At 58.8% G+C, this 23766-nt stretch carries 16 protein-coding genes; 9 read left to right on the forward strand and 7 right to left on the reverse strand.

Annotation, left to right across the window (positions count from 1 at the left end; translation table 11 throughout):
* Window position 1 precedes the first annotated feature (1 nt).
* On the reverse strand, window positions 2-5236 hold the full coding sequence (locus tag QP381_RS02650; RefSeq protein WP_442953395.1) for a DUF3418 domain-containing protein: 5235 nt from the start codon (window positions 5234-5236) through the stop codon (window positions 2-4).
* A gap of 38 nt (window positions 5237-5274) precedes the next feature.
* Entirely contained in the window at window positions 5275-5559 is a 285-nt protein-coding gene (locus tag QP381_RS02655; RefSeq protein WP_141089635.1) for a hypothetical protein, read from the reverse strand.
* Between the two features lie 122 nt (window positions 5560-5681).
* Between QP381_RS02655 and QP381_RS02660 the strand changes: the two genes are divergently transcribed.
* Window positions 5682-6728, forward strand: coding sequence for a PfkB family carbohydrate kinase (locus QP381_RS02660; protein WP_219585589.1), 1047 nt, complete (start codon window positions 5682-5684; stop codon window positions 6726-6728).
* Window positions 6729-6895: 167 nt separating this feature from the next.
* Here QP381_RS02660 and QP381_RS02665 read toward each other — a convergent pair whose 3' ends face one another.
* On the reverse strand, window positions 6896-7669 hold the full coding sequence (locus tag QP381_RS02665; protein WP_257878464.1) for an alpha/beta hydrolase: 774 nt from the start codon (window positions 7667-7669) through the stop codon (window positions 6896-6898).
* Between the two features lie 167 nt (window positions 7670-7836).
* Between QP381_RS02665 and QP381_RS02670 the strand changes: the two genes are divergently transcribed.
* The 4 genes from QP381_RS02670 to QP381_RS02685 all read left to right on the forward strand — a co-directional run bounded on the left by QP381_RS02670 (window position 7837) and on the right by QP381_RS02685 (window position 11856).
* The gene (locus QP381_RS02670) at window positions 7837-8151 is read left to right on the forward strand and encodes a hypothetical protein (RefSeq protein ID WP_006680675.1); all 315 of its coding nucleotides are present in this window, start codon (window positions 7837-7839) and stop codon (window positions 8149-8151) included.
* A 58-nt stretch (window positions 8152-8209) separates the two neighbouring features.
* Complete coding sequence (locus tag QP381_RS02675) at window positions 8210-9346, forward strand: VIT1/CCC1 transporter family protein (RefSeq protein ID WP_285067735.1); 1137 nt, start codon at window positions 8210-8212, stop codon at window positions 9344-9346.
* A 159-nt stretch (window positions 9347-9505) separates the two neighbouring features.
* Window positions 9506-10318, forward strand: a complete 813-nt coding sequence (locus QP381_RS02680) for a trimeric intracellular cation channel family protein (RefSeq protein WP_179370104.1) — start codon at window positions 9506-9508, stop codon at window positions 10316-10318.
* Window positions 10315-11856, forward strand: a complete 1542-nt coding sequence (locus tag QP381_RS02685) for an amino acid permease (RefSeq protein ID WP_442953391.1) — start codon at window positions 10315-10317, stop codon at window positions 11854-11856. Before QP381_RS02680 ends, QP381_RS02685 begins: the two co-directional genes overlap by 4 nt.
* 95 nt (window positions 11857-11951) lie before the next feature.
* Here the strand turns inward: QP381_RS02685 and betT are convergent, their stop codons facing one another.
* Window positions 11952-14135 (reverse strand): choline BCCT transporter BetT, encoded by a 2184-nt coding sequence (betT, locus tag QP381_RS02690; RefSeq protein ID WP_218840349.1) that lies wholly within the window; start codon window positions 14133-14135, stop codon window positions 11952-11954.
* 233 nt (window positions 14136-14368) lie between these two features.
* Window positions 14369-15484, reverse strand: coding sequence for a carbohydrate kinase family protein (locus QP381_RS02695; RefSeq protein ID WP_179370106.1), 1116 nt, complete (start codon window positions 15482-15484; stop codon window positions 14369-14371).
* A gap of 261 nt (window positions 15485-15745) precedes the next feature.
* Between QP381_RS02695 and QP381_RS02700 the strand changes: the two genes are divergently transcribed.
* From QP381_RS02700 to QP381_RS02715, 4 genes are all read left to right on the forward strand, one after another.
* Complete coding sequence (locus QP381_RS02700; protein WP_103632818.1) at window positions 15746-17377, forward strand: peptide ABC transporter substrate-binding protein; 1632 nt, start codon at window positions 15746-15748, stop codon at window positions 17375-17377.
* Window positions 17378-17722: 345 nt separating this feature from the next.
* Window positions 17723-18649 carry an ABC transporter permease gene (locus QP381_RS02705; protein WP_006680682.1) on the forward strand — a complete coding sequence of 309 codons (927 nt, stop codon included), beginning with the start codon at window positions 17723-17725 and terminating at the stop codon, window positions 18647-18649.
* Complete coding sequence (locus QP381_RS02710; protein ID WP_006680683.1) at window positions 18642-19610, forward strand: ABC transporter permease; 969 nt, start codon at window positions 18642-18644, stop codon at window positions 19608-19610. Before QP381_RS02705 ends, QP381_RS02710 begins: the two co-directional genes overlap by 8 nt.
* Complete coding sequence (locus QP381_RS02715) at window positions 19607-21550, forward strand: dipeptide ABC transporter ATP-binding protein (RefSeq protein WP_219810956.1); 1944 nt, start codon at window positions 19607-19609, stop codon at window positions 21548-21550. Before QP381_RS02710 ends, QP381_RS02715 begins: the two co-directional genes overlap by 4 nt.
* A 117-nt stretch (window positions 21551-21667) precedes the next feature.
* Here QP381_RS02715 and QP381_RS02720 read toward each other — a convergent pair whose 3' ends face one another.
* Window positions 21668-22432, reverse strand: a complete 765-nt coding sequence (locus QP381_RS02720; RefSeq protein WP_103632995.1) for an HNH endonuclease family protein — start codon at window positions 22430-22432, stop codon at window positions 21668-21670.
* A gap of 316 nt (window positions 22433-22748) precedes the next feature.
* A complete protein-coding gene (locus tag QP381_RS02725) occupies window positions 22749-23624 on the reverse strand; it encodes an ABC transporter substrate-binding protein (protein WP_179370317.1) in 876 nt (291 codons plus the stop codon).
* Between the last annotated feature and the right edge of the window lie 142 nt (window positions 23625-23766).

Consider the following 23766-nt stretch of genomic DNA (forward strand, 5'->3'; position numbering starts at 1 on the left):
TTCAGATCGTCTCAATCAGGCCGAGGACGCGTTTCACCGACACCTTGTTGGGCGTGCCCAGCTGTTGGGCGAAGAAGGAGACGCGCAGTTCTTCAATCAACCACCGCACGTGCGAGATCGTTGTAGCCGACTTCGCGTTGTAAGGGTGCGCGCGAGCACTCTCTTCGGCTTCGCCCAAAGCGTCGAGGATGTCGTGGATTCGGTCCCTATTCTCCAGATCGCGATCGAGTGCTCTGGGGGATGAGGCTGCGCGTTCAATACGCATCGCTCCGGCTCTCAGATAGCGCGCCAGGTGAGGCATCGCCGATAGGGGCGTATCAAGAACAAAACCCGGATACACCAGAGAACCAACGTGATCTCGCACATCAGCAACTGTTTCGCGCATGGATTCTTCCGTGTGAGAGCGGATCGCGGACTCAATATCGCCGTGGGCTTCCATGGCTCGTACAACGTAGCCGAGAATCTCGTAGACCCTGTCCTCGTGCAGGTTTCGTGCACGATTGGCGAGGTCTTCGAATGAGGCTGCGTCTCGAATCGATCCGGGACCGGCCTGGCCTGACAATTCATCTACTAGCGAGAGGGCGGAAGCCAACTGAGTGTCCGCAATCAGTGCAGTGGTATCCGGGTAGGGCGATGCGGCGAGCATCAGAGCTTGGCGTCCCGTCCAACGTGTCGTCACTCGAGTCTGTTGCAAGCGAACTCGGCGAACCAACAGGCGTGCAAGGCCCTCGCGGTGATGGCGGTCAGCGTCGCTCGAATTCGCCATGAGTCTTACGCCAGCGCTCGGATCTGTGGCGCTACCTTGAGCGACAAGCGCGGGGAAGGCGCGCAGTGTTATCACCTGGGTACCTTGCGAGCTGGATGTTTGACCGGGAGAGTCAATCGACCGGGGAAGCGGGTCAGCTGGGAAATCTGTCAGCCCATCAACGTGCAGGTGGGTAGCAACCTCGGGGGAACCAGCGGAACCTGAATGCGCATGACCAGCGTTGTTCTTCGCTTCGCTGAAGCTCGCGCGCGAACTATCTGTGCGCGAACTGGGGTGGCTTCGTCGATTGGAGCGATCCTGTGTGGCGTCGAGAAGAGCCTCGGCGACAGCGCCTCGCACCGCGTCACGAATCGCATTGTCTGCTGACGATGCCAACGTGCGTTGCAGGTATGTGAGGTCGGTGCCCGAACCGAGTTCAGCGCCGTGCGAATCAACAACGCTGAATGTCATCCGCAGATGCGCGGGTAGGTTGCCGTGAGCGTGTGCAAGGTGAGAATCGCTCAGATCGATTCCGCGCAGAATCCTCACTGCGGTGCGGAAAGCCTCGCTGAATGAAGGGCGTTCTCTTGACCAATCAATCACCGTCGACTGTGGTGGGGTCGCGGGTGTCTCTTCAGCCTGAGGTTCTGGCATCGGCGCAGGCTTTTTTCCGCGATCCTTCTGCTTCGCATTCCCAGTCGTGGCACCCCAGCGAGCAAGACGATCCATCGCTGCCGTCAGGCTCATCGGATCGACCCCCGTAGAAGCCTCGTCACCGTTCTTGGATGACGTGGCTGCGCTGGAATGCTGCGAAGCGACGCCGGACTCGGCTTCGGTCAAGGTTCCTGCGAGCGCGCGCTCCATCCATGCTCCGGCCTGAGCGCCGACCTCGGGCGCGGGGGCAAGTAGACGACGCTGAGCCTTCGGCAGAGCGCGAATCGACTCAGTAATGAGCTCGATCAGCATGCCGGGAACCAACCAGTCCGTGCCAACATCATTGACGCGTTGCAGGACTTCGACCGGGATTATCATCGTGACGCCGTCGCGCGCACTGCCGGGCGTGAACGCATACGACAGATCAAGCTTCAGGCCGTTTGATTCCCAGGTATCGGGGAAACCGTCAGCATCTTGGCCGATCCCTCGCGGAAGAAGCAGGGAAGAAGTGTATGTCAGCAGGTCAGGATGCTTTTGGCGCGTGTGTTTCCACCAGCGATTGAAGTGCCCGGCGGACACAATATCGTCGGGAAGCAGGTCGTCGAAGAATGCGAAACGCGCGTCCTGGTCAGCAACCAAACCGTGGGTGCGTGAACGTCGTTCGACTTCGCGCGCCTGCTCCAGTAGCTCATCGTTCGTCTTTTGGAAGCGGTGGCGTTCGCGCCATTCGCCGTTCACCAGCGCGTGGCGGATGAACATTTCGCGGGCGAGTATTCGCGCCGTCAGCGCAGTGTCAGTGGTCGACGAGGCCGGGATCTTGACCTTATCGATCGGCGGGGTGGTGCTCGACGAAGATGCCCCATTCGACTGCTCGGGTGTTTCATTGCTGGGAGCCAGGTTCGCTAAGTCGTCACCATCGCTGGATGTATCGAAGCTGGTCGACGGCAGATTGAGGGCACCAGCCAATGCCATCGCGAGGAAGTCACGACCAATAGAGCCTATCTCGGTACGAGAACGACGATCCGACGTAGGTACACCCAGCAGGCCCTGAGCGATTCCGGCCAAGGAACCCGCCGTGACCACGCGAGACGAGCGCGAATCCGAACCCGCGTCAATCACGTGGTCACCCAAACGACCCAGTAAGACAGGACGGTCGGCAACTAAAGTCAGCCCGTAGAGAAGGACCTTTTCCTTCACCATTGCCGCACCCTTGGCGCTCGACCAGAAGGGCTCGGAATATACGCGCTTCAACAGTGGGCGAGCCACCGGCTCAATCCACGCCGGATCAATCCGCGCAACAGTGCGAGCAAAGAGGCGACTGGTCTCAACCAATTCAGCGGTCATCACCCACGCAGGATGTGAGCGCGCTAAACCTGAACCCGGCCAAATCGTGAAGTGAGTACCGCGGGCACCCTGATAATCACGTTTTGCCTGATCCCACGAACCCAAGTTCGACAGGAAACCAACAAGCAGTGATCGGTGAATCTGGTCGGCGTCCACACTGCGCGAACCATCCGTGAACGCCACAACCGCACGCGCTGCCGCATCAGTCAAACCGCCCACTTCCGCCGCATGAACAACATCGCTAGACGACGGAATATCAATCGGATGCACATCCAACCCGAGCGGACGGGCCATCTGCTGCAACTGAACAACAACGTCACGCCACTCGTTAAAACGCAGATAGTGCAGGAACTCGGCCCGACACATGCGACGGAACGCCGCACCCGATAGATCCCTCTGCTGGACTGTCAAGTAGCGCCATAAATTCAAGTAGGTGACGAAGTCAGACTTCGGATTCGCCAAGCGAGCATGAGCAGCATCGGCAGCCGCCTGATGTTCAGCGGGGCGTTCGCGGACATCCTGAATTGAAAGTGCTGCCACGATGACAAGGACTTCGGAAGCACAGCCGTTTGCGTCGGCTTCCAGAAGGATTCGTCCCAGCCTGGGGTCAATCGGCAACCGCGCCAAATCCCGACCAATTGCGGTCAAGCGGTGTCCAAAGGAACGCCTTGAACCTGCCCCACCAGCACTGTTTGAATCCGCGTCCTTTGCGCTCGAGGGCGAAGACATGTGCGTGGCCTCGTCATCTTCTACGAGAGCGCCAATCTCCACCAGAGTCGCGATGCCATCGCGAACCGCGCGATGCTCGGGCGGGTCGAGGAAGGGGAAATCGGCAATTGAACCGAGGCCCAACGCCGCCATCTGTAGGATGACCGACGCGAGCGAGGTGCGCAGGATTTCCGGTTCGGTGAAGCGAGGACGATTCTCGTAGTCGCGTTGCGAAAAGAGGCGGATTGCGATGCCGTCAGCGACGCGACCACAGCGTCCAGCCCTCTGATTAGCGCTGGCCTGCGACACCGCTTCGATCGGCAGTCGCTGCACCTTCGTCCGGTTGGAATAGCGAGAAATACGCGCAAAACCAGGGTCGATGACATAGCGAATGCCCGGGACAGTCAGCGAAGTTTCCGCAACATTGGTTGCCAGAACAACGCGACGCAGTCGGTGATCCTCGAACACGCGATGCTGCTCGGCTGCACTCAGGCGCGCGAACAGCGGAACGATTTCAATATCCGTCGGGCGAGCCTTCGCAGTCTCCCCCGCTTTTACCCCGCGCGGACCTAGATGGTCGAGTAATGCCTGTTCGGTATCGCGGATGTCGCGTTCGCCCGGCAGGAAAACAAGGATGTCCCCCTCGCCCTCACCAGCAAGTTCGTCAACGGCGTGACAGATCGCGGTCTCAACATCAGTGTCCTCGCCGAGCCCGTACCCAAGCGACGGCAGATCATCGTCAGGGTCTTCCAAGACCAGCTGTTCTGCGCCCAGGTGCAGATTATCGTCTTCGATCGACAAGGCGTCGCCCGGTTCCTGCTCAGTGCCCGGAGTGGACGACGAGTAGTGCGTTATCACGTCAGCGGTGAGGGGGCGATAGCGGACTTCGACGGGGAAGGTGCGACCCGAGACTTCAATAACAGGTGCCGGCTGCTTCAACGTCCCACGACCGGGCAGACCATCCCACACACCGAAGTGCTCAGCGAAACGCTTCGAGTCGATCGTCGCTGAGGTGATGATGACTTTCAGATCCGGGCGCGCCGGAAGCAGACGAGCCAGATAGCCCAAGATGAAGTCAATGTTCAGGCTACGTTCGTGGGCCTCGTCAATAATCAGTGTGTCGTAGCGACGAAGCAACGGATCGGACTGGATTTCCGCCAGCAGAATGCCGTCGGTCATCAGCTTGACTAGGGTGGTGGGCCCGACCTTGTCCGTGAAACGCACCTGATAGCCGACAACCTGGCCAGGTTCGCGTCCAACTTTTTGCCCGAGTTCTTCAGCGATGCGGTCAGCGACCGAACGCGCTGCGATACGCCTGGGTTGAGTGTGTCCGATCATTCCGGAGACGCCACGACCCAGTTGCATACAGATCTTCGGGAGCTGCGTGGTCTTACCCGAACCCGTTTCACCAGAAACGATAACAACCTGGTGGTCACGTATCGCCTGAGCGATTTCGTCGCGGCGAGCACTGACCGGCAGGTCAGGGAAAGTCACGACGGGGATTGCGGCTGCGCGCGCGGCCAGCTGTTCGGGAGTGAACGGCTTAAACGTGTGTGCGTGTTCGTATTGAGGACTGCGCCTACGACGAGGCTTGTGGTGTGGCTGGGTGGCAGAGTGCCCGTTGCGCTCGCGGGAACCTATGGGAGTACGAGGCTCCTGCCCGACGCGGCTTTTACGCTGCTGCCCCTTGCGCGGAGTGTCCTTTTTGGACGTGCCAGAATTTTGCGGGCGCGCTCCACCGCCACGGCGGCCGTGTTGAGACGACCCCGATTCATTGGAACGCACTGGTTTTTCTGGCACCCGCCTAGTCTAACGAGGCACGTTCACACGTGCGGAGCGAGAACAGTGCGCGTGTGGATAAGTGCCACGACCATAGCTACGTGTGGATAAGTAGCCTCGTATTCGCGCCCTACAGCAAGGACTGTCATGCCGTTCGGATCCATCCGTAGCGAAATGAGAGATCCGTCAATGGTGCTGATCATTGAACAGCCGGCGAGTTTTGCTCCCTTGCGGCACAGGTTTGTTCGAACCGTGTTCTGTTCGATTTGTTCTGCGATCTGAGCCGGCATGCCACACACGTTGAAGCAACCGTTGTGGAGCCCGTACATCAGCCTGTCGGAAATATAGGGGGGGGCAGTGAACGCATCATTCTTAGTCGATGCGCCATCGAAGACCCTGTCATTCTTCCCGCAAAGATGCGAGTGTGAAGCGTTGTGGGCAAGATTGAGTTATGCACGCACTTTTCGCTGGCCTGACGACGCTTGACGTTATCCATGCCCTCGACCACGAGCCAAATATTGCCACCAAAACAACCTCCACGGATCATGTGATGGCAGCGGGAGGCCCGGCAACGAATGCTGCGGTTACCCTTTCCGCCCTTGAGAAAGCCGCGGGGTGCGCGAGGGAGGCAGCCTCGTCGATCAGTCTGCTGAGCGCCATCGGTGAGGGGATGATTGCCAGCGTGATCAGCGCGGACCTCGCCAGCGCCGACGTGCATCTGCTGGACGCGACCAGCGTGGATTCCGCGCAGAAGACGCCCGCGATTTCCTCCATAGTTGAGCACCCGGGTGGCAGGATGGTCGCTTCCACCAATGCGCGGATCGACATCGACGTGCACGAGGTCACCCACCTGCTCGACTCTGTACTGGTCCAGGATGGAGCTCCGGACGTTGTCCTTATTGACGGCCACAATCCTGCGATTGCCGACTGCGTGTTGCGGGTGGGGACGCTGGGGGAGCCCGATCCTGATGAGGATCCTTTCGCGCACCTAGAAGCCAAGCCGTTGCACCAACGGATCCTTGATGGTGGGTCGTGGAAGCCGTGGCTCGCCCCGTTGCTGGGGTTCGTTGATATTGCGGTGGTGTCTGCTGACTTCTGTCCGCCGTTGCTGAATGAGCCGACCGGACCCGAGGTTGCCAGCTTCCTCGCCGGTTTCGGAATTACGCGGACGATCCGCACGCGAGGATGTGAATCGGTGCAGTGGTATTGGGATGGGCGAGAAGGTGAAACCGAGGTTGATCAGGTGGATGCCATCTCAACCCTGGGTGCGGGCGACGTTTTCCACGGTGCGTTCGCGTGGGCGGTGGGCAGATTGCACGTAGCTGATGTGCCAATGCCCAAGGACCCGAGTGACTTGATTCGTTTTGCGTCGCGTATCGCCGGGTTCTCGACGACGAAATTTGGTACACGTTCGTGGTGCGAGGCACCGGAAGTGGTGACCGCGGTCGAGGAGTTCCTCGGCTCGTTTGCCTCAGGTGTGGTCAAATCCTCGCGTTAGGTGTGGCTAAATCCTCGCGCTCTGATACATATTTCCATATGGAAACCGCAGTAGTTCGCCATTTGAGGCCGGTGTTGTTTGGGTGGGGCGATAAACTGTCGATGCCGGATTTTTCGGTGTTAACTCAACGGGGTCCAGACACGCCGACCTTGCTCCGTGCAGTCACGCTAGCGACGAACTACGGGCACCCACCGGGCCGCCCATTCGAGCGATGGAGCATCTAGGGCCTCGACCTTTTCACCCATGCCAAATGATGCATCAGAGACGATTTCGACGCGCGAGCCGTCGGGGAGCAGGTGGAACACATCCTGCGTGGCGGCAAGCAGACCGAACTCGGCGTCGACGCTGTCATGGATCACCAAGGTCGGCTGTTCCAAGCCGGCCAGAAGCTTGTCCGAATCGGTCAGCGACAAGTCGATCAGCGTCTGCTTCGAGATCGTGAACTGTCGGCGAATCGAGGGTGAGTCGTCAGCGATCGTGGTAGCGCCGATCTCTTCCAAGTCACGCAACTGGTCATCAGAGAAAATCTGTGTCCAATCGACCGACATGGGACCAAGCGATGGTGAGGACAAAACGTAGGCGAGCACATTGACCGGCCGAGCTGCTAGCGCCACCGTCGCGCCGAATGAATGCGCATGAATGAGTTGGCGAGCAAACCCCTGGTCGGCAAGCCAACCGGACGCTGCACGCAGGTCCTCAACCTCAGCGTCCAGGGTAATAATTTCGTCGCCGGACTCACCGTGACCCGAATAATCGAACTCGAGCGTGGCGTAGCCTGCCGCGCGGTAGAGACGAGCAAGACGATCGAAATGCTCAGCCGAGTGACGATCAGCAAGGAACGAATGCGAGAAGAGAACCGCTGCGTCACCAGTGTCAACGGGGTTAATGAACGTCCCCGCCAGCGAAACGCCACGAGGGGTCATGATTCGGATCTCACTCACGCACTCCAACGTAGTGGGAATGGAGCAATCAAGCGACCCCAATCCCGCTAGGTGTACGTTTGTGAACTTCTCAATTGTGATCGTTGATTGGATTGTTCTGCCTGTAGGGTTGAAGTAATCAGATCGCGTCGGTTTTTCGCCGAGCGTCACGACAAACAGGAGTTTTCATGGGAACCAGGTTTGGATTGCTTCTTGGTCTTGGAGCCGGCTACGTGCTGGGCACGAAAGCTGGTCGCGAACAGTACGAGAAGATCCGCAGTGGCGCATCGAAACTCCGCCGATTCCCGGTCGTCGCAAAGCCCCTCGATGCAGCGGGCGAAAAGGTGTCGGACATTGTCCGCGAGCAGGGGGAGCGCGTCACCGACACGGTTGCTGACGTTGTGAAAGAGCGACTCTTCGGTGCTCCGGCAACTCAAACTCAGCCGGCTCCTGTCGTCGACGATGACATCGAAATTCACGTCGTCGGTCGCGAAAATGGCTGATTCTTATTCGTTCTCCCCTTCTTGAACGAATAGTGAAAGAACGTTACGGAGTCATTGAATGACTAACGCGTATCCCACCCCGCAGCCTCCGAAGAACGTTTCGAAAGCACAGATCAAGCGCTGGCGTCGCCACCTTGCTGACGAACGCATGGAAGCGCGCACCTATCGCTCCCTTGCAGAACGCCGTACCGGCTCTGAACGCGAGGTTCTTCTCAAGCTTGCCGAAGCTGAACGCAGACACGAGGAATACTGGCTGTCCCTGCTAGGAGATAAAGCGCTTCCAGCGCCTCGTCCGCGCCTTCGCACTCGCCTTGGCGCGTGGCTTGCGCACATGTTCGGCACCATTTTTATTCTGGCTATGGCCCAGCGTGCCGAACAACGCACCACTTACGACGCCGACGATGATGCGACGGCTCAAATGGCCGCTGACGAGCACATTCACGGCGAAGTGATCCGTGGGCTCACTGCTCGCTCCCGTGAAACTCTGGCCGGAACTTTCCGCGCCGCAGTCTTCGGAGCAAACGACGGCTTGGTTTCGAACCTTGCCCTGGTGTTGGGTGTGGCCGCAACCGGAATGGAACCGCACCTCGTCCTCGCGACCGGCCTTGCTGGTCTGCTGGCCGGCGCGCTCTCCATGGCAGCCGGTGAATGGGTCTCCGTCACCAGCCAACGTGAACTGCTCGATGCATCGATCCCCGATCCCGAAGCACACCAAGCTGTCCCGGACCTCGACGTTGACGCGAACGAACTGGAACTCGTGTTCCGTGCTCGTGGCGAAAGTCCCGAAGAAGCGCGTGCTCACGCCATAAAGGTATTCACCCAGGTCGCCCGCCCCGCCGGCTCAGAGTCCGGTGTCATCGCGGTGCGTGCCGCACTCGAAGGCGGGCTACCAGCTCACGCTGGCGCCACCGAACAGGTTGGTACGCCGTGGCAGGCAGCGGCCTCGTCCTTCTTCTTCTTCGCGATCGGCGCTTTCTTCCCCCTGATTCCCTACCTCTTCGCTCTCTCCGGTCTGACAGCAATCGCCATTGCCGCCGCGATCGTCGGTGTCACCCTGCTCTGCACCGGCGGAGTCGTCGGTATCCTCTCTGGTCAATCGCCCGCCCCTCGCGCGATTCGCCAGCTGGCAATCGGCTACGGTGCTGCGATTATCACCTACCTGCTGGGCCTAGCATTCGGCACCGCGGTCGCCTAGTACGCGCAATAGACGATGCCCCGCAGGAAACCAGACACCTTCCACAGCGGACCCCCAACCAACAGATCCGTATCCGTCCGCGTCTCACAATGCGCCTCAGCATGCGTCGTCTGGTGAACACGCGCGCCACGGAAAGCCAAGATAGTCCACAATGTCCGTGTGCTTGAAACCCTCAACCATGCGTTACCGGACCTGTTTCGCGCCATCGACCTGATTGGCGTGTTGCTGAATGGCATCATCGGTGGTCGACTGGCACGCATGAAGCGCTTTGATGCCGTCGGTTTTGCGGTCCTCGCGATCATGTCGGCGCTCGCGGGTGGCATGCTCCGCGACGTTCTGCTCCAGGTGGGGCCTCCGGTTGCTTTAACTGACCCCTTTTATTTGGGGACGGCACTGCTGGGTGCAGCGATCGCGATGCTCTGGAAGCTGGACTCGCGTCCGTGGCGTGCTGCCCTGCTGGTCGCCGATGGAACTGTGCTTGGATGTTGGGCAGCAACCGGCGCGTTGAAGACTCTCGACGCGGGGTTTGACGTTCTTCCCGCGATCATGCTGGGCATCATCACCGCAGTTGGTGGCGGTGCAATCCGTGATATTTCAGCCGGAAACGTCCCCCAAGTTTTTGGCGGGAACAACCTGTACGCGACGCCGGCGTTCGCGTCCGCTGTGATTACGGTGATTTTCTGGAAGTACGATCTGCCGATCATCGGAATGCTCGCCGCAACGATTGTCGGCATGGGCTTCACTGTTTTATCCCACTGGCGTCAGTGGCAGCTTCCCCAAGCGGGGGACTGGACGCTGACGGTCACGTCGTCACAGTTGCGACGCCTGATGTCACCGGCAGCAAAGAAAGCTCTAGCAACGGCAGTTCTTGAGGAACAGGCTCAAAAGGCGAATAAAACTCACGAACAGTCGACGGGATCTTCAGATTCTTCAGGGAGCACTCCCAGCTCTGATTCAACGAAAGGCGCATGAAAACCATGAGCTTACCGGCAACGACCGCCCCTAACGCGGGTGGCGAAGCAACGATGCCCGTATCGGGGCCTCGTAAGACATTCAAAACGCGCCACCTGTCGATGATGGCGTTGGGCAGCGCGATCGGCGCCGGTTTTTTCCTCGGCACCGGCGTCGCGGTCTCGGAAGCGGGCCCGGCCGTCCTGGTGTCTTACGTTCTTGCGGCATTGATTGCCGTGTCGGTGATGTTCGCGCTGTCGGAGTTGGCAAGCTCCCTGCCGTCGACCGGTTCCTTCTCCACCTATGCCGAGGTCGGTATCGGCCGCTGGGCAGGTTTCACGTCCGGCTGGTTGTACTGGGCGATGCTGGTGATGGTGCTGGGTCTCGAAATTACGGGTGCGGCAGCGATTTTCGTCAGCTGGTTCCCATCGGTTCCGCAGTGGGTTGTGGCTCTGGCAATCGTTGTTGTGCTGGGTGGCGTGAATCTGATGGCCGCGCGCGACTTCGGTGAAGTTGAAGCGTGGCTTGCCGGCATCAAAGTCCTGGCAATCATTGTCTTCCTGCTGATCGGTATCGGTTTGGTGACGGGAATCGTTCCCGGTCGCACCGAGCCAATCGGTCAGACGATTCTGGGACATGGCGGTTTTGCGCCGACGGGTCTGGCGGGTATCGCGGTCGCGCTTCTTGCGATTATCACGTCGTTCGGCGGTATTGAGATCGTGACGATCGCTGCCGGCGAAGCCGAGAACGCGAAGGCCGCAATCTCCGCCGCAATTCGTTCGGTGATCAGCCGAATCCTGATCTTCTACGTCGGTTCGGTTATCCTGTTGATCTGCTTGTTGCGCTGGGATTCGAAAGAAATGTCGACCAGCCCGTTTGCCGCGGTGTTGAACATGGCAGGTATTCCCGCGGTCGGTGTGATCATGGAAGCGGTCGTTTTCGTCGCCCTCGTGTCCGCCTTCTCCGCGAATCTCTACGCCTCGAGCCGCATCGCCTACTCGCTGTCCGCGCGTGGCATGGGCATGAAGTGGCTGCTTGGCCGCGGTGTGTCTTCGTCGAAGATGAACGAGGCCGGCCACGCTTCATCGACCACCTCGGCTACCCTTGTGGCCGATGAGGAAGCGGAGTCGCTTCAGGACCGCGTAGCCACCGAAGGGGCGAGCGGTGACATCGCTGAAGGACGCACTCCTCGTCGAGCTGTCTCGGTCTCTATCTTCTTCGCCCTGGTGTCGGTGGCGTTGAACTGGTTGCTCCCCGCATCGCTCCTTGGAATTCTGCTGAACTCTGTCGGCATGGTTCTGCTACTGATCTGGGTTTTCATCTTGGTCGCTCAAATTCGCCTACACCCCAAGCTTGAAGCTGAAGGATCAATTGCCCTGCGTTCACCGGGCTGGCCCTGGCTACCTCGCCTCGTTATCGCGTCGCTGGTGTTGGTTGCCGGCCTGATGGCATGGAACCCCGAGGCCCGCCAGCAGCTGATCGCAATGAGCGTCCTGACGTTGATCATCATCGCGATCTACTTCATTCGTGAAGCTATGGCACAGCGTTCTGCGAAGTAGTCGATACACGCTGGTCATAGAGATTGAGGCTCCTCCACTGAAAAGTGGTGGAGCCTCAATATGCCGAGGGGGCCTCGTACCTCGCAACAATCCGATTACTCGATGGTGGACGTGGCACCCAGATATTCGACCCAACGCTCGAAATGGTCGAGCACGTCGTGAGCCACCTGATCTGCCGTCCAGTCCATGATGTCGTAGCCTTGACCGCCACCGTGCGGGCGAACTTCAAGACGGACAGTCGTGTCATTCTCATCCGAGAGTGTGGCACCAAACGTAGGAACCGGCATGACAACCATGCGCACCACGTATCTAAAGGACTCAGCGTCGATCGTTGCTCCCGAAATCGGGACATCAAGCAGGCGCGCAATCAGCTGTTCCATGACCTCAGGCGTCGCACTCACAACAAGAGAAGCTCGACCGAGGAAGCGACGATCGTCGTCGGGATCGTGAGCTTCGGAGCCTTCGATCACGATTTCAGAAACAAGCCCTTCTTCCTGCAGGCGCGTGCCAACCGCTTCAAGGGCAGGCACAACACGGTTGTCGAGTGCTCGCTTGGCGCGCGTCGGGCTGACGGCATCGAACGTGCGACTCAAGCGGTCCTGCCATGACAGTCGGACGCGACCGGCTGCCGTGCCACTCATCGAAATCAGGCCGGATGTGATGGTGCGGGTGCGCGCAGTTGCCTTCGAGGCCTCCGAACGCAACGCCTTCCAGAGGGCGGCTGCGATCAGGATAAGAACGAAGGAGAATGGCAAAGCCATGACGATCGTTGCTTGCTGAAGGATTGAAATACCACCCGCCAAAAGCATGGTGATCGTCAGAGCGCCGGTCAACGTCGCCCAGAAGACTCGAAGCCAGGCGACGCCATCCTGACGGTCAGGCAGGTTCCGCATCGACAGGTTCGCCATGACCAGTGCGCCGGAGTCGGAGCTGGTCACATAGAAAAGAACGCCGACGAACAGAGCAATCGCAATCAGGATTTTGCCAAGCGGGAGCGCGTCCAACAGGGCGTAGAGACCACCTTCGGGGGTGGCGTACGCGATCTTCGTGAACGCTACGTTACCCGAACGAATCAGGTCGATGGCGCTGTTGCCGAAGATGGACACCCACACCAGAACGTAGGTGAAGGGCAGGGTCAGCGTGCCGATAACGAACTGACGGATCGTGCGACCGCGCGAAATGCGGGCCAAGAACATGCCAACGAATGCGGCCCACGTGATCCACCATGCCCAGAAGAACAGGGTCCACGCGTTCATCCACTCATCGGGGCGCTGGTAGGGGAATGTCTCCAAAGTGAGGACGGGGAACTGCGTGACAAAGTCACCCACATTCGCGACCAGCGCATCCAGAAGGAGCGTCGTGTTTCCGGTGATCAACACCCAGAGGGCAAGGAACATCGCCAGGAAGACATTGATCGACGAGAGCATTCGAACGCCCCTGTCGACTCCGCTGACAGCGGAGACTGTCGCCATGATGACAGAAAGGGAAACGAGGCCGATCTGTGCAACAAGGCCCTGCGGGATCCCGAAGATGATCGTCAGGCCAACGTTCAGCTGGACAACACCAATACCAAGGCTGGCTGCGATGCCGAACACGCCACCAACAAGGGCGAACATGTCGATGATGTCACCGAAAATACCGTCGACCTTATCTCCTAGAAGCGGGCGGAGAGTGGATCGAACGGTCAGACGATCGTGCTTGCGGTACGCGAAGTAGCCAAGGGCAATGCCAACAAGACCATAGAGAGCCCAGCCGGAAATGCCGTAGTGGAACAGTGTCCACGTCACGGCCTGTCGAGCAGCTTCAATCGTTTCACCTTCGCCTGTTGGGGGAGCAATGTACTGTCCAACCGGTTCGGCGATCGCGTAGAACATGATTGACGTGCCGATACCCGCGGCGAACAGCATCGCTGCCCACGAGAACGTTGAAAAGTCTGGCGTCGAGTTATCCGGGCCCAACTTGATGTTGCCGAAACGGGTGAGGGCAAGAACGATGACAAAAACGATCGCCGCAGTGATCAAGAGAATGTAGAACCAGCCGAACCACTCACTGGTCCACGTCACCGTCGCGTCAAAAAGAGACTGCACCGTGTCGGGGGCAAAAATCGACGCCAAAGAAACAGCAAGAATGACCACGGCCGAAATGCCGAATACCGTGACATTCAGCGAAGGCTCCACTCCCTGAACGTCTCCGGTCAGATCCGAGGTTTCAAGCGGCACAATTGGCGCTGCGTCACATGAGGATGATTCTGTTTTCGCTGATATGTCAGGCGAACTCATAGAGTGCTTTCGGTCGACAATGGGACACGCGCGCCCGTAAAATGCACGTAAAAAAGGCGCGCGCTTTTGTTCAGCGTTCCAACGATTCCCTATGCCTGCAACTTTTTTGGCTGAAATCCCTCATTTATATGCGCAGTTCTCCCGCTAGATCATGGGCGTCAGAACCTGTTCATGTTAAATGACCCACACTTTTAGTTGTGATGGGGTGATACGGGGCAAACCTTGGCCATTCATCATTCCTGAGCGAGAATATCCGCGATTCCCTTTGCCAACTCGAAACCAGAATCGTCACGAAGATCCGTGTCAGGTTCTGCGGGGTCAGGTCGCTGAGCGGTTTCTTCTTCAAGCGTGACGTCGTCAAAGTCCATGAATGCAAGATCGTATCCGTCTGGCACATCGCAGGACTCGGTCCACTTCTTCAAACCATCCAACGTCGGTGCATCCGCGAAGGACCCCATTGTTTCCGTTGATCGAGCAGATGCAAGCAGAGCCATCGACACGGCCCCCTCGGGGGAAAGTCCCTGCATTCGCGCCCACACAAGAGCCGCGGAGAACGCGTGTCCCGCCGACGTCGTATCAATCGTCTTCGCCGGGGCTGCTGGAAGCGAGAACTCTTCGCCTTCAATAATGGCTGTTGCGCCCTGCGCTCCCTGCGTCACGATGACACCCGGAACATGCCATGCCAATTGGCGAGCCGCCTGACGCGCATTTTCTTTATGCGTGTAATTCATTGCTTCGCGCTCGTTCAGCGTGAAGACATCAACGTTATCCAAAGCATCAAGGTCGGAGCTCTTCCACTGACCAGTTGAATCCCAACGGCACTCCGAGAGAACCCACGTTGGAGGAATCGGTGCTGCGGGCGGAGCTTCAAGCATGGTGATTGGGGGAACCGGATTCGAGCGCCACTTTTCCACGGTCTCACTGTTAGCTCCAAGCACATGGAGCTCTGCCACAAGCGCGTGAGGAGCTTGGCGAAGGGTCGAAAGCGATGGAACCGTCAGATCTCCAGATGTTGTGAGCGCACGATCCCCGTCAAAACCAAGAGAAACCGTGATCGCCTGATGAGGCACACGAAGCGCATGACTCAAATCAACCCGGCTTGTTGTGAGCATCGAACGAACAATGGCCCCGGCCTCGTCGATACCGATTGAGCACAAGAACTGAGTGTTCAGACCAAGGCGAGCAAGGGCAACAGCGCGATTCGCTGAGCCGCCGGGGGAGAAGGAAGATGCCGGCGCGATCTGTTCTTCACCAAGGCGAGGTTCGTGCTCCAAAGGGCCCATGACCAGCGCTAAAACAAGAGGACCGGCAACGCAGACGCGTGGCGCAGTATTTAAAGGTGACGTCATAATGAGTGGTCCTTGCATGCGTGTAGAGACGATGGTCAATGCGATGTAATCCTAGTCCGAAGCGGTATTTTCGGCCCTGAATAGAGCCTTAAGTAATGTCTATATAGATAAGTCTTTACCAAAACGTGACCATTTGTGACCAAATAGCAATGTCCACTTTATGGTCTGGGAAAGACTTTCAAGGCGTGGCGGGTTAGGCTCGCAACCGTAACCCGCGACTGGACGTTACGGGTCTAACCCATCAATTTGGAGGAGTCTTTCATGAACCTCAAGAGGACATGGCTGGCAGTTCCGGCCGTTTTTGCCCTCGGTCTCGCAGCCTGCTCTGGCGGTGGCGACGCTAATTCAAGCGCTTCCGGCTCAAATGCTTCCGGCGTAGCTGCGGGCTCGTCGACCGGCATCATTTCGACCAACGGCTCCGAGCCGCAGAACCCGCTGATCCCGGCAAACACCAACGAAACCGGTGGCGGCAAGATCCTCGATGCCATCTTCGCAGGCCTCGTTTACTACGATGCATCCGGCGCAACCCATATGGACATGGCCGAATCCATCGAGCCGAACGAAGATTCGACCGTGTGGACCGTCAAGCTGAAGGAAGGACAGAAGTTCTCCGACGGCTCCGAGGTCAAAGCGCACAACTTCGTTGACGCATGGAAGAAGGGTGCATCCGAAGCGATGCTCTCCTCCTACTTCTACGAGCCGATCGCTGGCTCCGATGATGAAGGTGCCGGCGACCTGACCGGCCTCGAAGTCGTTGACGACTACACCTTCACCATCACCCTTAAGGCCCCGGCAGCTGACTTCTCGCAGCGCCTCGGCTACACCGCATACTTCCCGCTTCCGGACTCGACCCTGGAAGACATGGAAACCGGTGGCGAGCAGCCCATTGGTAACGGCCCCTACATGGTCGCCGAAGGCGGCTGGGAGCACAACGCTCAGATCCACCTGATCCCGAATCCTGAGTACAAGGGTGACAACGTTGCCAAGAACGGTGGCGTGGACGTTATCTTCTACTCCTCGCTCGACGCCGCATACCAGGATCTGCTCTCCGGCAACCTTGACGTCCTCGACGCACTTCCGGACTCGGCATTCGCCACCTACGAAGCAGACCTCTCCGGTCGCGCCGTGAATCAGCCGGCAGCAATCTTCCAGTCCTTCGCAATTCCGTTCGCCCTGGAACACTTCTCCGGTGAAGAAGGCAACCTGCGTCGCCAGGCAATCTCCTACGCGATCGACCGCGACACCATCACCGACACCATCTTCTCGGGTACCCGTACCCCGACCAAGGACTTCACCTCCCCGGTCGTCGATGGCTACAACGACTCGGTCCCCGGCTCTGAGGTCCTGACCTACAACGCTGACAAGGCCAAGGAACTCTGGGCAAAGGCAGACGCCATTTCCCCGTGGTCCGGCACCTTCTCGATCGCTTACAACTCTGATGGTGGCCACCAGGCATGGGTTGACGCAGTCACCAACTCCATCAAGAACACGCTCGGAATCGACGCCGTTGGCGCCCCGTACCCGGACTTCAAGTCCCTGCGTACTGAGGTCACCAACCACACCATCACCTCCGCCTTCCGTACCGGCTGGCAGGCTGACTACCCGGGCAAGTACAACTTCCTTGCACCGCTCTACGGCACCGGCGCCGGCTCGAACGACACCGAGTACTCCTCGGCCGACTTCGACGCCCTCCTGAAGAAGGCCTCCTCCGCGACCTCCACCGAGGAATCCAACAAGATCCTCGACCAGGCGCAGGAGATCCTCTTCAAGGACCTCCCGGTCATCCCGCTGTGGTACGCCAACGTCGTGGGTGGCTGGTCCGAGAACGTCGACAAGGTCGTGTTCAACTGGAAGTCCGTGCCGATCTACAACGAGATCACCAAGGCTGAGTGAGTCTGGCCAGGCGCTAGTCATCACTGACTACGCCTAGAGGACGTGCCAATGGTGGCGGGTGGGAGCTTTCCTACCTGCCACCATTGCGTTTGCAAGGCCTCGTCACCGCGCTCTCTTACCGTGAGTTTGGGCGGGGCCTGGTGAATCATTGATAATAATTCTGTTCTTTTTCTTACTGTCCATTTAGTGGGTGACGAGTTAATCAAACTCCCGTTTGCCGAGTTTTTACCCTATGATGGCGTAAGTGCGTCTTTGCCACAGGTGGGCTGTGCCCGCTTGCTTGCTAGTTTTCATAAGCAAGGCGGCGAAGACTCTAGTTCCTAACCACATCTCAAAGGACTGTCCATGTTGCGTTACATCGGACGTCGACTCCTTCAGACCATCCCGGTTTTCTTCGGAGCCACGTTCCTGATCTTCGCGATGGTGTACCTCATGCCTGGTGACCCCGTCGCAGCCCTTGGCGGCGACCGAGGGCTTTCTGAAGCTGCGTACGCTGAAATTGCTGCGAAGTACAACCTCGATAAGCCGTTCTGGATGCAGTACCTGCTTTACCTCAAGGGCGTGTTCACGCTTGATTTCGGTACGACATTCTCCGGACAGCCGGTAACTGCAGTGATGGCGCGTGCCTTCCCGATTACGGTGAAGCTTGCACTGTACGCCATGGCGATTGAAGCAATCCTCGGTATTCTTGCCGGCGTCGTTGCCGGTGTTCGCCGCGGTGGCATCTTCGACTCCACCATTCTTGTCTTCTCGCTTCTGCTGATTTCCGTCCCGACCTTCGTCCTCGGCTTCGTCCTGCAGTTCGTCCTCGGTGTGAAACTAGGAGTATTCCCGACTACAGTCGGCGCGCACGTCAGCCTTCAGTCGTTGACCATGCCGGCAATCGTGCTTGGTGGCGTCTCGCTGGCATACGTGATTCGCCTGACTCGCCAGTCTGTTTCTGAGAACGTGTCTGCTGACTACGTCCGCACCGCTCGCGCGAAGGGCCTGAAGGGTGGCACGGTTATGACCCGCCACATCCTGCGCAACTCGCTGATCCCGGTTGCAACGTTCCTTGGTGGCGACCTTGGCGCCCTCATGGGGGGCGCGATCATCACGGAAGGCATCTTCAATATCTCCGGTGTTGGTGGCACGCTCTGGCAGGCCATCGTCAAGGGCGAACCCGCCACCGTCGTTTCCGTGACTACCGTTCTGGTGCTCGTGTACATCTTCGCCAACCTTGTTGTTGACTTGCTGTACGCCGTGCTCGACCCGAGGATCCGCTATGAGTGATTACATTCCCTCCGCAAACATCGAACGCACCCGAACCGGTCAACGCCACTTCGTTTCCGATATCGACGAAACCGGTCTTGGTGCAGTTGACGCCGTTGCCGACGATCGCGCGCCTTCATCGCTCTGGGGCGAGGCATGGAAGTCCCTACGCAAGCGCCCGCTCTTCTGGGTGGCTCTGACCATCATCGTGATCGCGATCGCGATCGCAGCATTCCCGAACGTGTTCACCAGCCAGGACCCGCGTTTCTGCGAGCTTTCGAACTCGCTGAAGGGTCCGTCGGACGGCCACCCCTTCGGTTTCAACCGTCAGGGTTGTGACATCTACGCTCGCATCGTCTTCGGTGCCCGCGCATCCGTTTCCGTTGGTGTTCTGACGACCATCTTCGTCGTCATCATCGGTGGGGTGATCGGCGCGATTGCCGGCTACTTCGGTGGCTGGTTCGATGCTCTGCTCTCGCGTATTACCGATATCTTTTTCGCAATCCCGTTGCTCCTGGCAGCAATCGTCTTCATGCAGATGTTCAAGGAAAACCGAAACATCTGGATGGTTATCTTGGTTCTGTCCCTTTTCGGCTGGACTCAGATCGCGCGTATTACTCGTGGTGCCGTGATGTCGGCGAAGAACGAAGAGTTTGTCACCGCTGCCCGCGCCACCGGCGCATCAAAGGCTCGCATTCTCATGAGCCACATCATCCCGAACTCGATGGCTCCGATCATTGTGTACGCGACGGTTGCTCTGGGTACGTTCATCGTTTCCGAAGCGTCCCTGTCCTTCATGGGTATCGGTCTTCCGTCAACGGTCGTTTCGTGGGGCGCCGATATTTCGGCCGCACAGGCGTCGTTGCGTACGAACCCAATGGTTCTTTTCTACCCGGCTTTGGCTCTCGCGATGACCGTCCTCAGCTTCATCATGATGGGTGATGCGGTCCGTGACGCCCTCGACCCGAAGGCACGCAAGTGAGCGAAGAGAATATGACTACTCCGAACGAGGACGCCATCGAAGAGGCTATCAACACGATGGTGCTCGGCGAAGGCAAGGCTGATGCTTCTCAGACCGTTAGCGAATCGGCTGCTCCCGAAGAGGTTCACCCTGAGGACGCCAACCCGCTTCTGAAGATCACTGACCTTGAGGTCACCTTCACCACGTCGACCGGTATCGTTCCGGCTGTTCGTGGCGCAAACCTGACCATCTACCCCGGCCAGACGGTCGCTATCGTGGGCGAGTCCGGTTCCGGTAAGTCGACGACTGCTGCTGCGGTCATCGGCCTGCTCCCGGGCACCGGTAAGGTCACCGGCGGTTCCATCGAATTCGACGGTGAAGAGATCACGAACCTCACCACGAAGGAATGGGTTCGTTTGCGAGGCTCCGGTATCGGCCTGGTTCCCCAGGATCCGATGTCGAACCTGAACCCTGTTCTGCGCGTTGGTACGCAGGTCAAGGAAGCTCTTGTCGCCAATAACGTTGTTCCGAAGTCCCAGACTGGTGAGCGCGTGGCTCAGCTTCTTGAAGAGGCCGGCTTGCCGGACGCAGAGCGTCGCGCCAAGCAGTACCCGCACGAGTTCTCCGGCGGTATGCGTCAGCGCGTGCTGATCGCTATTGGAATGGCGGCTCGTCCGAAGTTGCTGATCGCTGACGAACCGACGTCCGCTCTGGACGTGACCGTTCAGCGTCGCATCCTCGATCACCTTGGTTCGCTGACCCGCGAACTGGGCACCGCTGTTCTGTTCATTACGCACGACCTTGGCCTTGCTGCTGAGCGTGCCGAACAGCTGGTGGTTATGCACCGTGGTCGCATCGTTGAATCCGGCCCCGCGTTGGAGATCCTGCAACACCCGCAGCACCCGTACACGAAGCGTCTTGTTTCGGCTGCTCCGTCGCTGGCGTCGGCTCGTATTGAGTCCGCTCACGCTCACGGTATTTCTGTGACGGAGGAAGAGCTGACGGGCGCAGGTAAGGGCGCAACGTCGACCGAGGAAATCGTTCGCGTTGAGCACCTGACCCGTGAGTTCGATATCCGTGGATCGAAGGGTGAGGCTAAGAAGCTGATCGCCGTTGATGACGTGACCTTCGGTTTGCGTCGCGGTACGACCCTGGCGGTTGTGGGCGAGTCCGGTTCCGGTAAGTCGACCGCAGCGAACATGGTGCTGCACCTGCTGTCGCCGACGTCCGGCAAGGTTTTCTTCGACGGCAAGGACACGTCCGAGATGAGCGACAAGGAGCTCTTTGCTCTGCGTCGTCGCCTGCAGGCAGTATTCCAGAACCCGTACGGTTCGCTGGATCCGATGTTCTCGATCTTCCGTATCATCGAAGAACCGCTCCGCGTCCACGGCTACGGCACGATGGCGTACGCCGAGCAGGAGTTTGCTCGTGCGATGGCGACCGGTCGTGAGCCTGAAAAGTGGATCTCGGCTCTGATGGAAGCAAAGAACGCTGGACGTTCTTTGACTGCCGCGGAGAAGAAGGAATTCAATCCGAAGCATCTGCGTATCGAGCGCGTGTCTGAGCTTCTGGACATGGTTGCTCTGCCACGTTCCGCGATGCGCCGTTACCCGAACGAGCTGTCCGGTGGTCAGCGTCAGCGTGTGGCCGTGGCTCGCGCGCTTGCCCTGAACCCCGAGGTCATCGTTCTTGACGAGGCAGTTTCGGCTCTGGACGTTCTGGTTCAGAACCAGATCCTGTACTTGCTGAATGATCTTCAGGCTCAGCTAGGTCTGTCCTACCTGTTCATCACCCACGACTTGGCGGTTGTTCGTCAGATCGCTGACGACGTGGTCGTTATGGAAAAGGGCAAGCTGGTGGAGCAGAATTCGACGGACGCGCTGTTCAATAATCCGGTGCAGGATTACACGCGCGAGCTGATCGAGGCGGTTCCTGGACGTCAGATTCAGTTGAACCTCTGAGGCTCGCCGATCGTGCGCCTGGGTGCGCACGAACCCAGTGAATAGTTGACGAGGCCGGGCGGGGCGACAAGGGTTGCTCCGCCCGCCTTGTTATATCGACGACCCTGATCGCGGTAGCTATGAGGCCTTACAGCCTGCTAGAACGCTTGCCATCTTTGATTGCTCAGCAGAGGTAATGGTGAGCCCCCACGTGTATTTCACGTTGATCTGCTTCGTGACGTAGGCACACCGGAAGTCAGCGTTTGGGGGTAGCCACTTGTCGGCGGATGCTGCACCCTTGTCTTTATTCGTTTGACCGTCGACGGCTAACAAATTGTTCTGGTCATTCCCGAAGCGTTGACGCTGGGTGTCGTCCCACTGCCACGCGCCCGACCTCCATGCGTTTCCTAACGCGACAACGTGGTCAATCTGTACGAGAGCGGATGTCTCTTGTCCGCGCTGGAAGTTGATCGTGGAACCTGTATACGGGTCGTCCAAGGTTCCCGTCAGGACAATGCAGTCACGTGTCTTCGGCTTATACGTCACGTTCGTGAGATCGCGCGCGAGCACGTCGTTCCGAGTATCGCACCCGTTATGGTCCTCGTCCGCCCAGGCGTGCCCGAACTGGTCGCGATCGTAGTCGGGTGCGTCATCATGATCGAGAACGGTGAGTGCTTTCAGTTGCCTCGCAGCTTCGCTGGGAGGCAGATCGTCGACGGAAACTGAGTGGGGGACGAGGAAGCCAACATCGTTCCACAGGCGGCCGAGCATAAAACGGAACGAGGGAAAAACACAATACGACCCGATACAGATGATGATCAACGCGACCGCGATGTCACCGATGCGGAGGGCTCTTCCATGAACCCTGCCACGACCGCGTGACGAAGTACGTCGTTTTCCCACGTGCTGCGCTCCTTTCTGCGGGCTGATCTCAGTCGCATTGGCGAGGCGAGGTGCAAGTCCAGCAAGCATCGTCGGCGACTAAAGAAGAGTATGTGGTCCTTACTAGTGTGACGCACGCTGAGGACAAAGGGAGGTTATCCACAAGCAGGCGTCTACGGTGAAGACGACTTGAAGATTTCTTCGAGCCGGCAATTCCGGTGTCATCCATAAGGAGGTACGTGCAACCGTTGATCAGCGCACGATCATGCGTTAATAAGTGTGATCCCTACCATGTAGAAACCAAATTGCACAACGCGCTCAAGGCCGAAATTTTGCTTTAAATCAGCCCTTTGCGCTCCAACCATGAGCGAGCAATGGTAGCCGCCGGCGCGCCATCTTCGGTCGATTGACGGTTCATCTCCACCAGATCCGCGCTCTCAAGGGTCGCGGACACGCGATTGATCACGGTAGTCGCGGCCTCGTCGATTCGCGGGGAGACGATCGGCACCACGTGGGAGGCCAGGAATAACCCCTTCGGGTCCTCCAAGACTGTCAGATCTGAACCCGCCAGCGACGGGTCAGCCGAATAGATGTCGACCAGTTGCACGTCGCCGTCACGCAGAGCCTTCAGCGTGAGCGCGCCACCCGAGTCCTCGATCGGCGTGAACGTCGCGGTCACGCCGTACATGGACTTCAGTCCAGCCGGACCGTAGGGGCGCGTTGCCAACTCCGAATTGCCGCCGATCTTTACCGATCCCACGGATGCGAGGTCGCCGATCGTCGTCAGCGAGTGTTCGTTCGCGAACTCGGTCGTCACCACGTACGAATCCTGGTCGGCAGCAGGCGTGGCGTTCAGCACGCGCAGTCCGTCCGGCAGAGTGGCGCTCAGAGCCTCGTACACCTCGTCTGCGCTGGTCTGCGTCGCATCGGCATCCAAGTACTGCAACAGTGAACCCGTGTATTCGGGGAACACGTCGATCGCGCCCGCCTGAATTTCTGGCATGTAGACCTCACGCTGGCCGATGCGCAGTTCACGAGTGACCGCGAATCCGGCCTCCTCGAGGGCGATGGCGTAGGTTTCGGCGATGATTTCGTTCGAGTAATAGTCCTGCGATCCGACGATGATCGTCTCGCGCCCGTTCGATTGTGAGCTCGGGTCGAAGGTTGCTGCGGTCGCACACGCGCTGGTCGTCAGAGCAGTGGCGCCGAGCATTGCGGTGACAGCTTTGCGCTTGCGTTTTACCGCCGAGCGAGTCGCGGCGCGCGCATTGCTTTCGTTCTTCGTTGTGCGTCGTCCAAAGAATCGACGAGGCCGCTCAGCGTTCCCAGTGCCTTCGCCATTCAGGCGCGGGTTG

The organism is Pauljensenia sp. UMB6358 (assembly GCF_030216865.1).
GTDB classification, from domain to species: domain Bacteria; phylum Actinomycetota; class Actinomycetes; order Actinomycetales; family Actinomycetaceae; genus Pauljensenia; species Pauljensenia turicensis_A.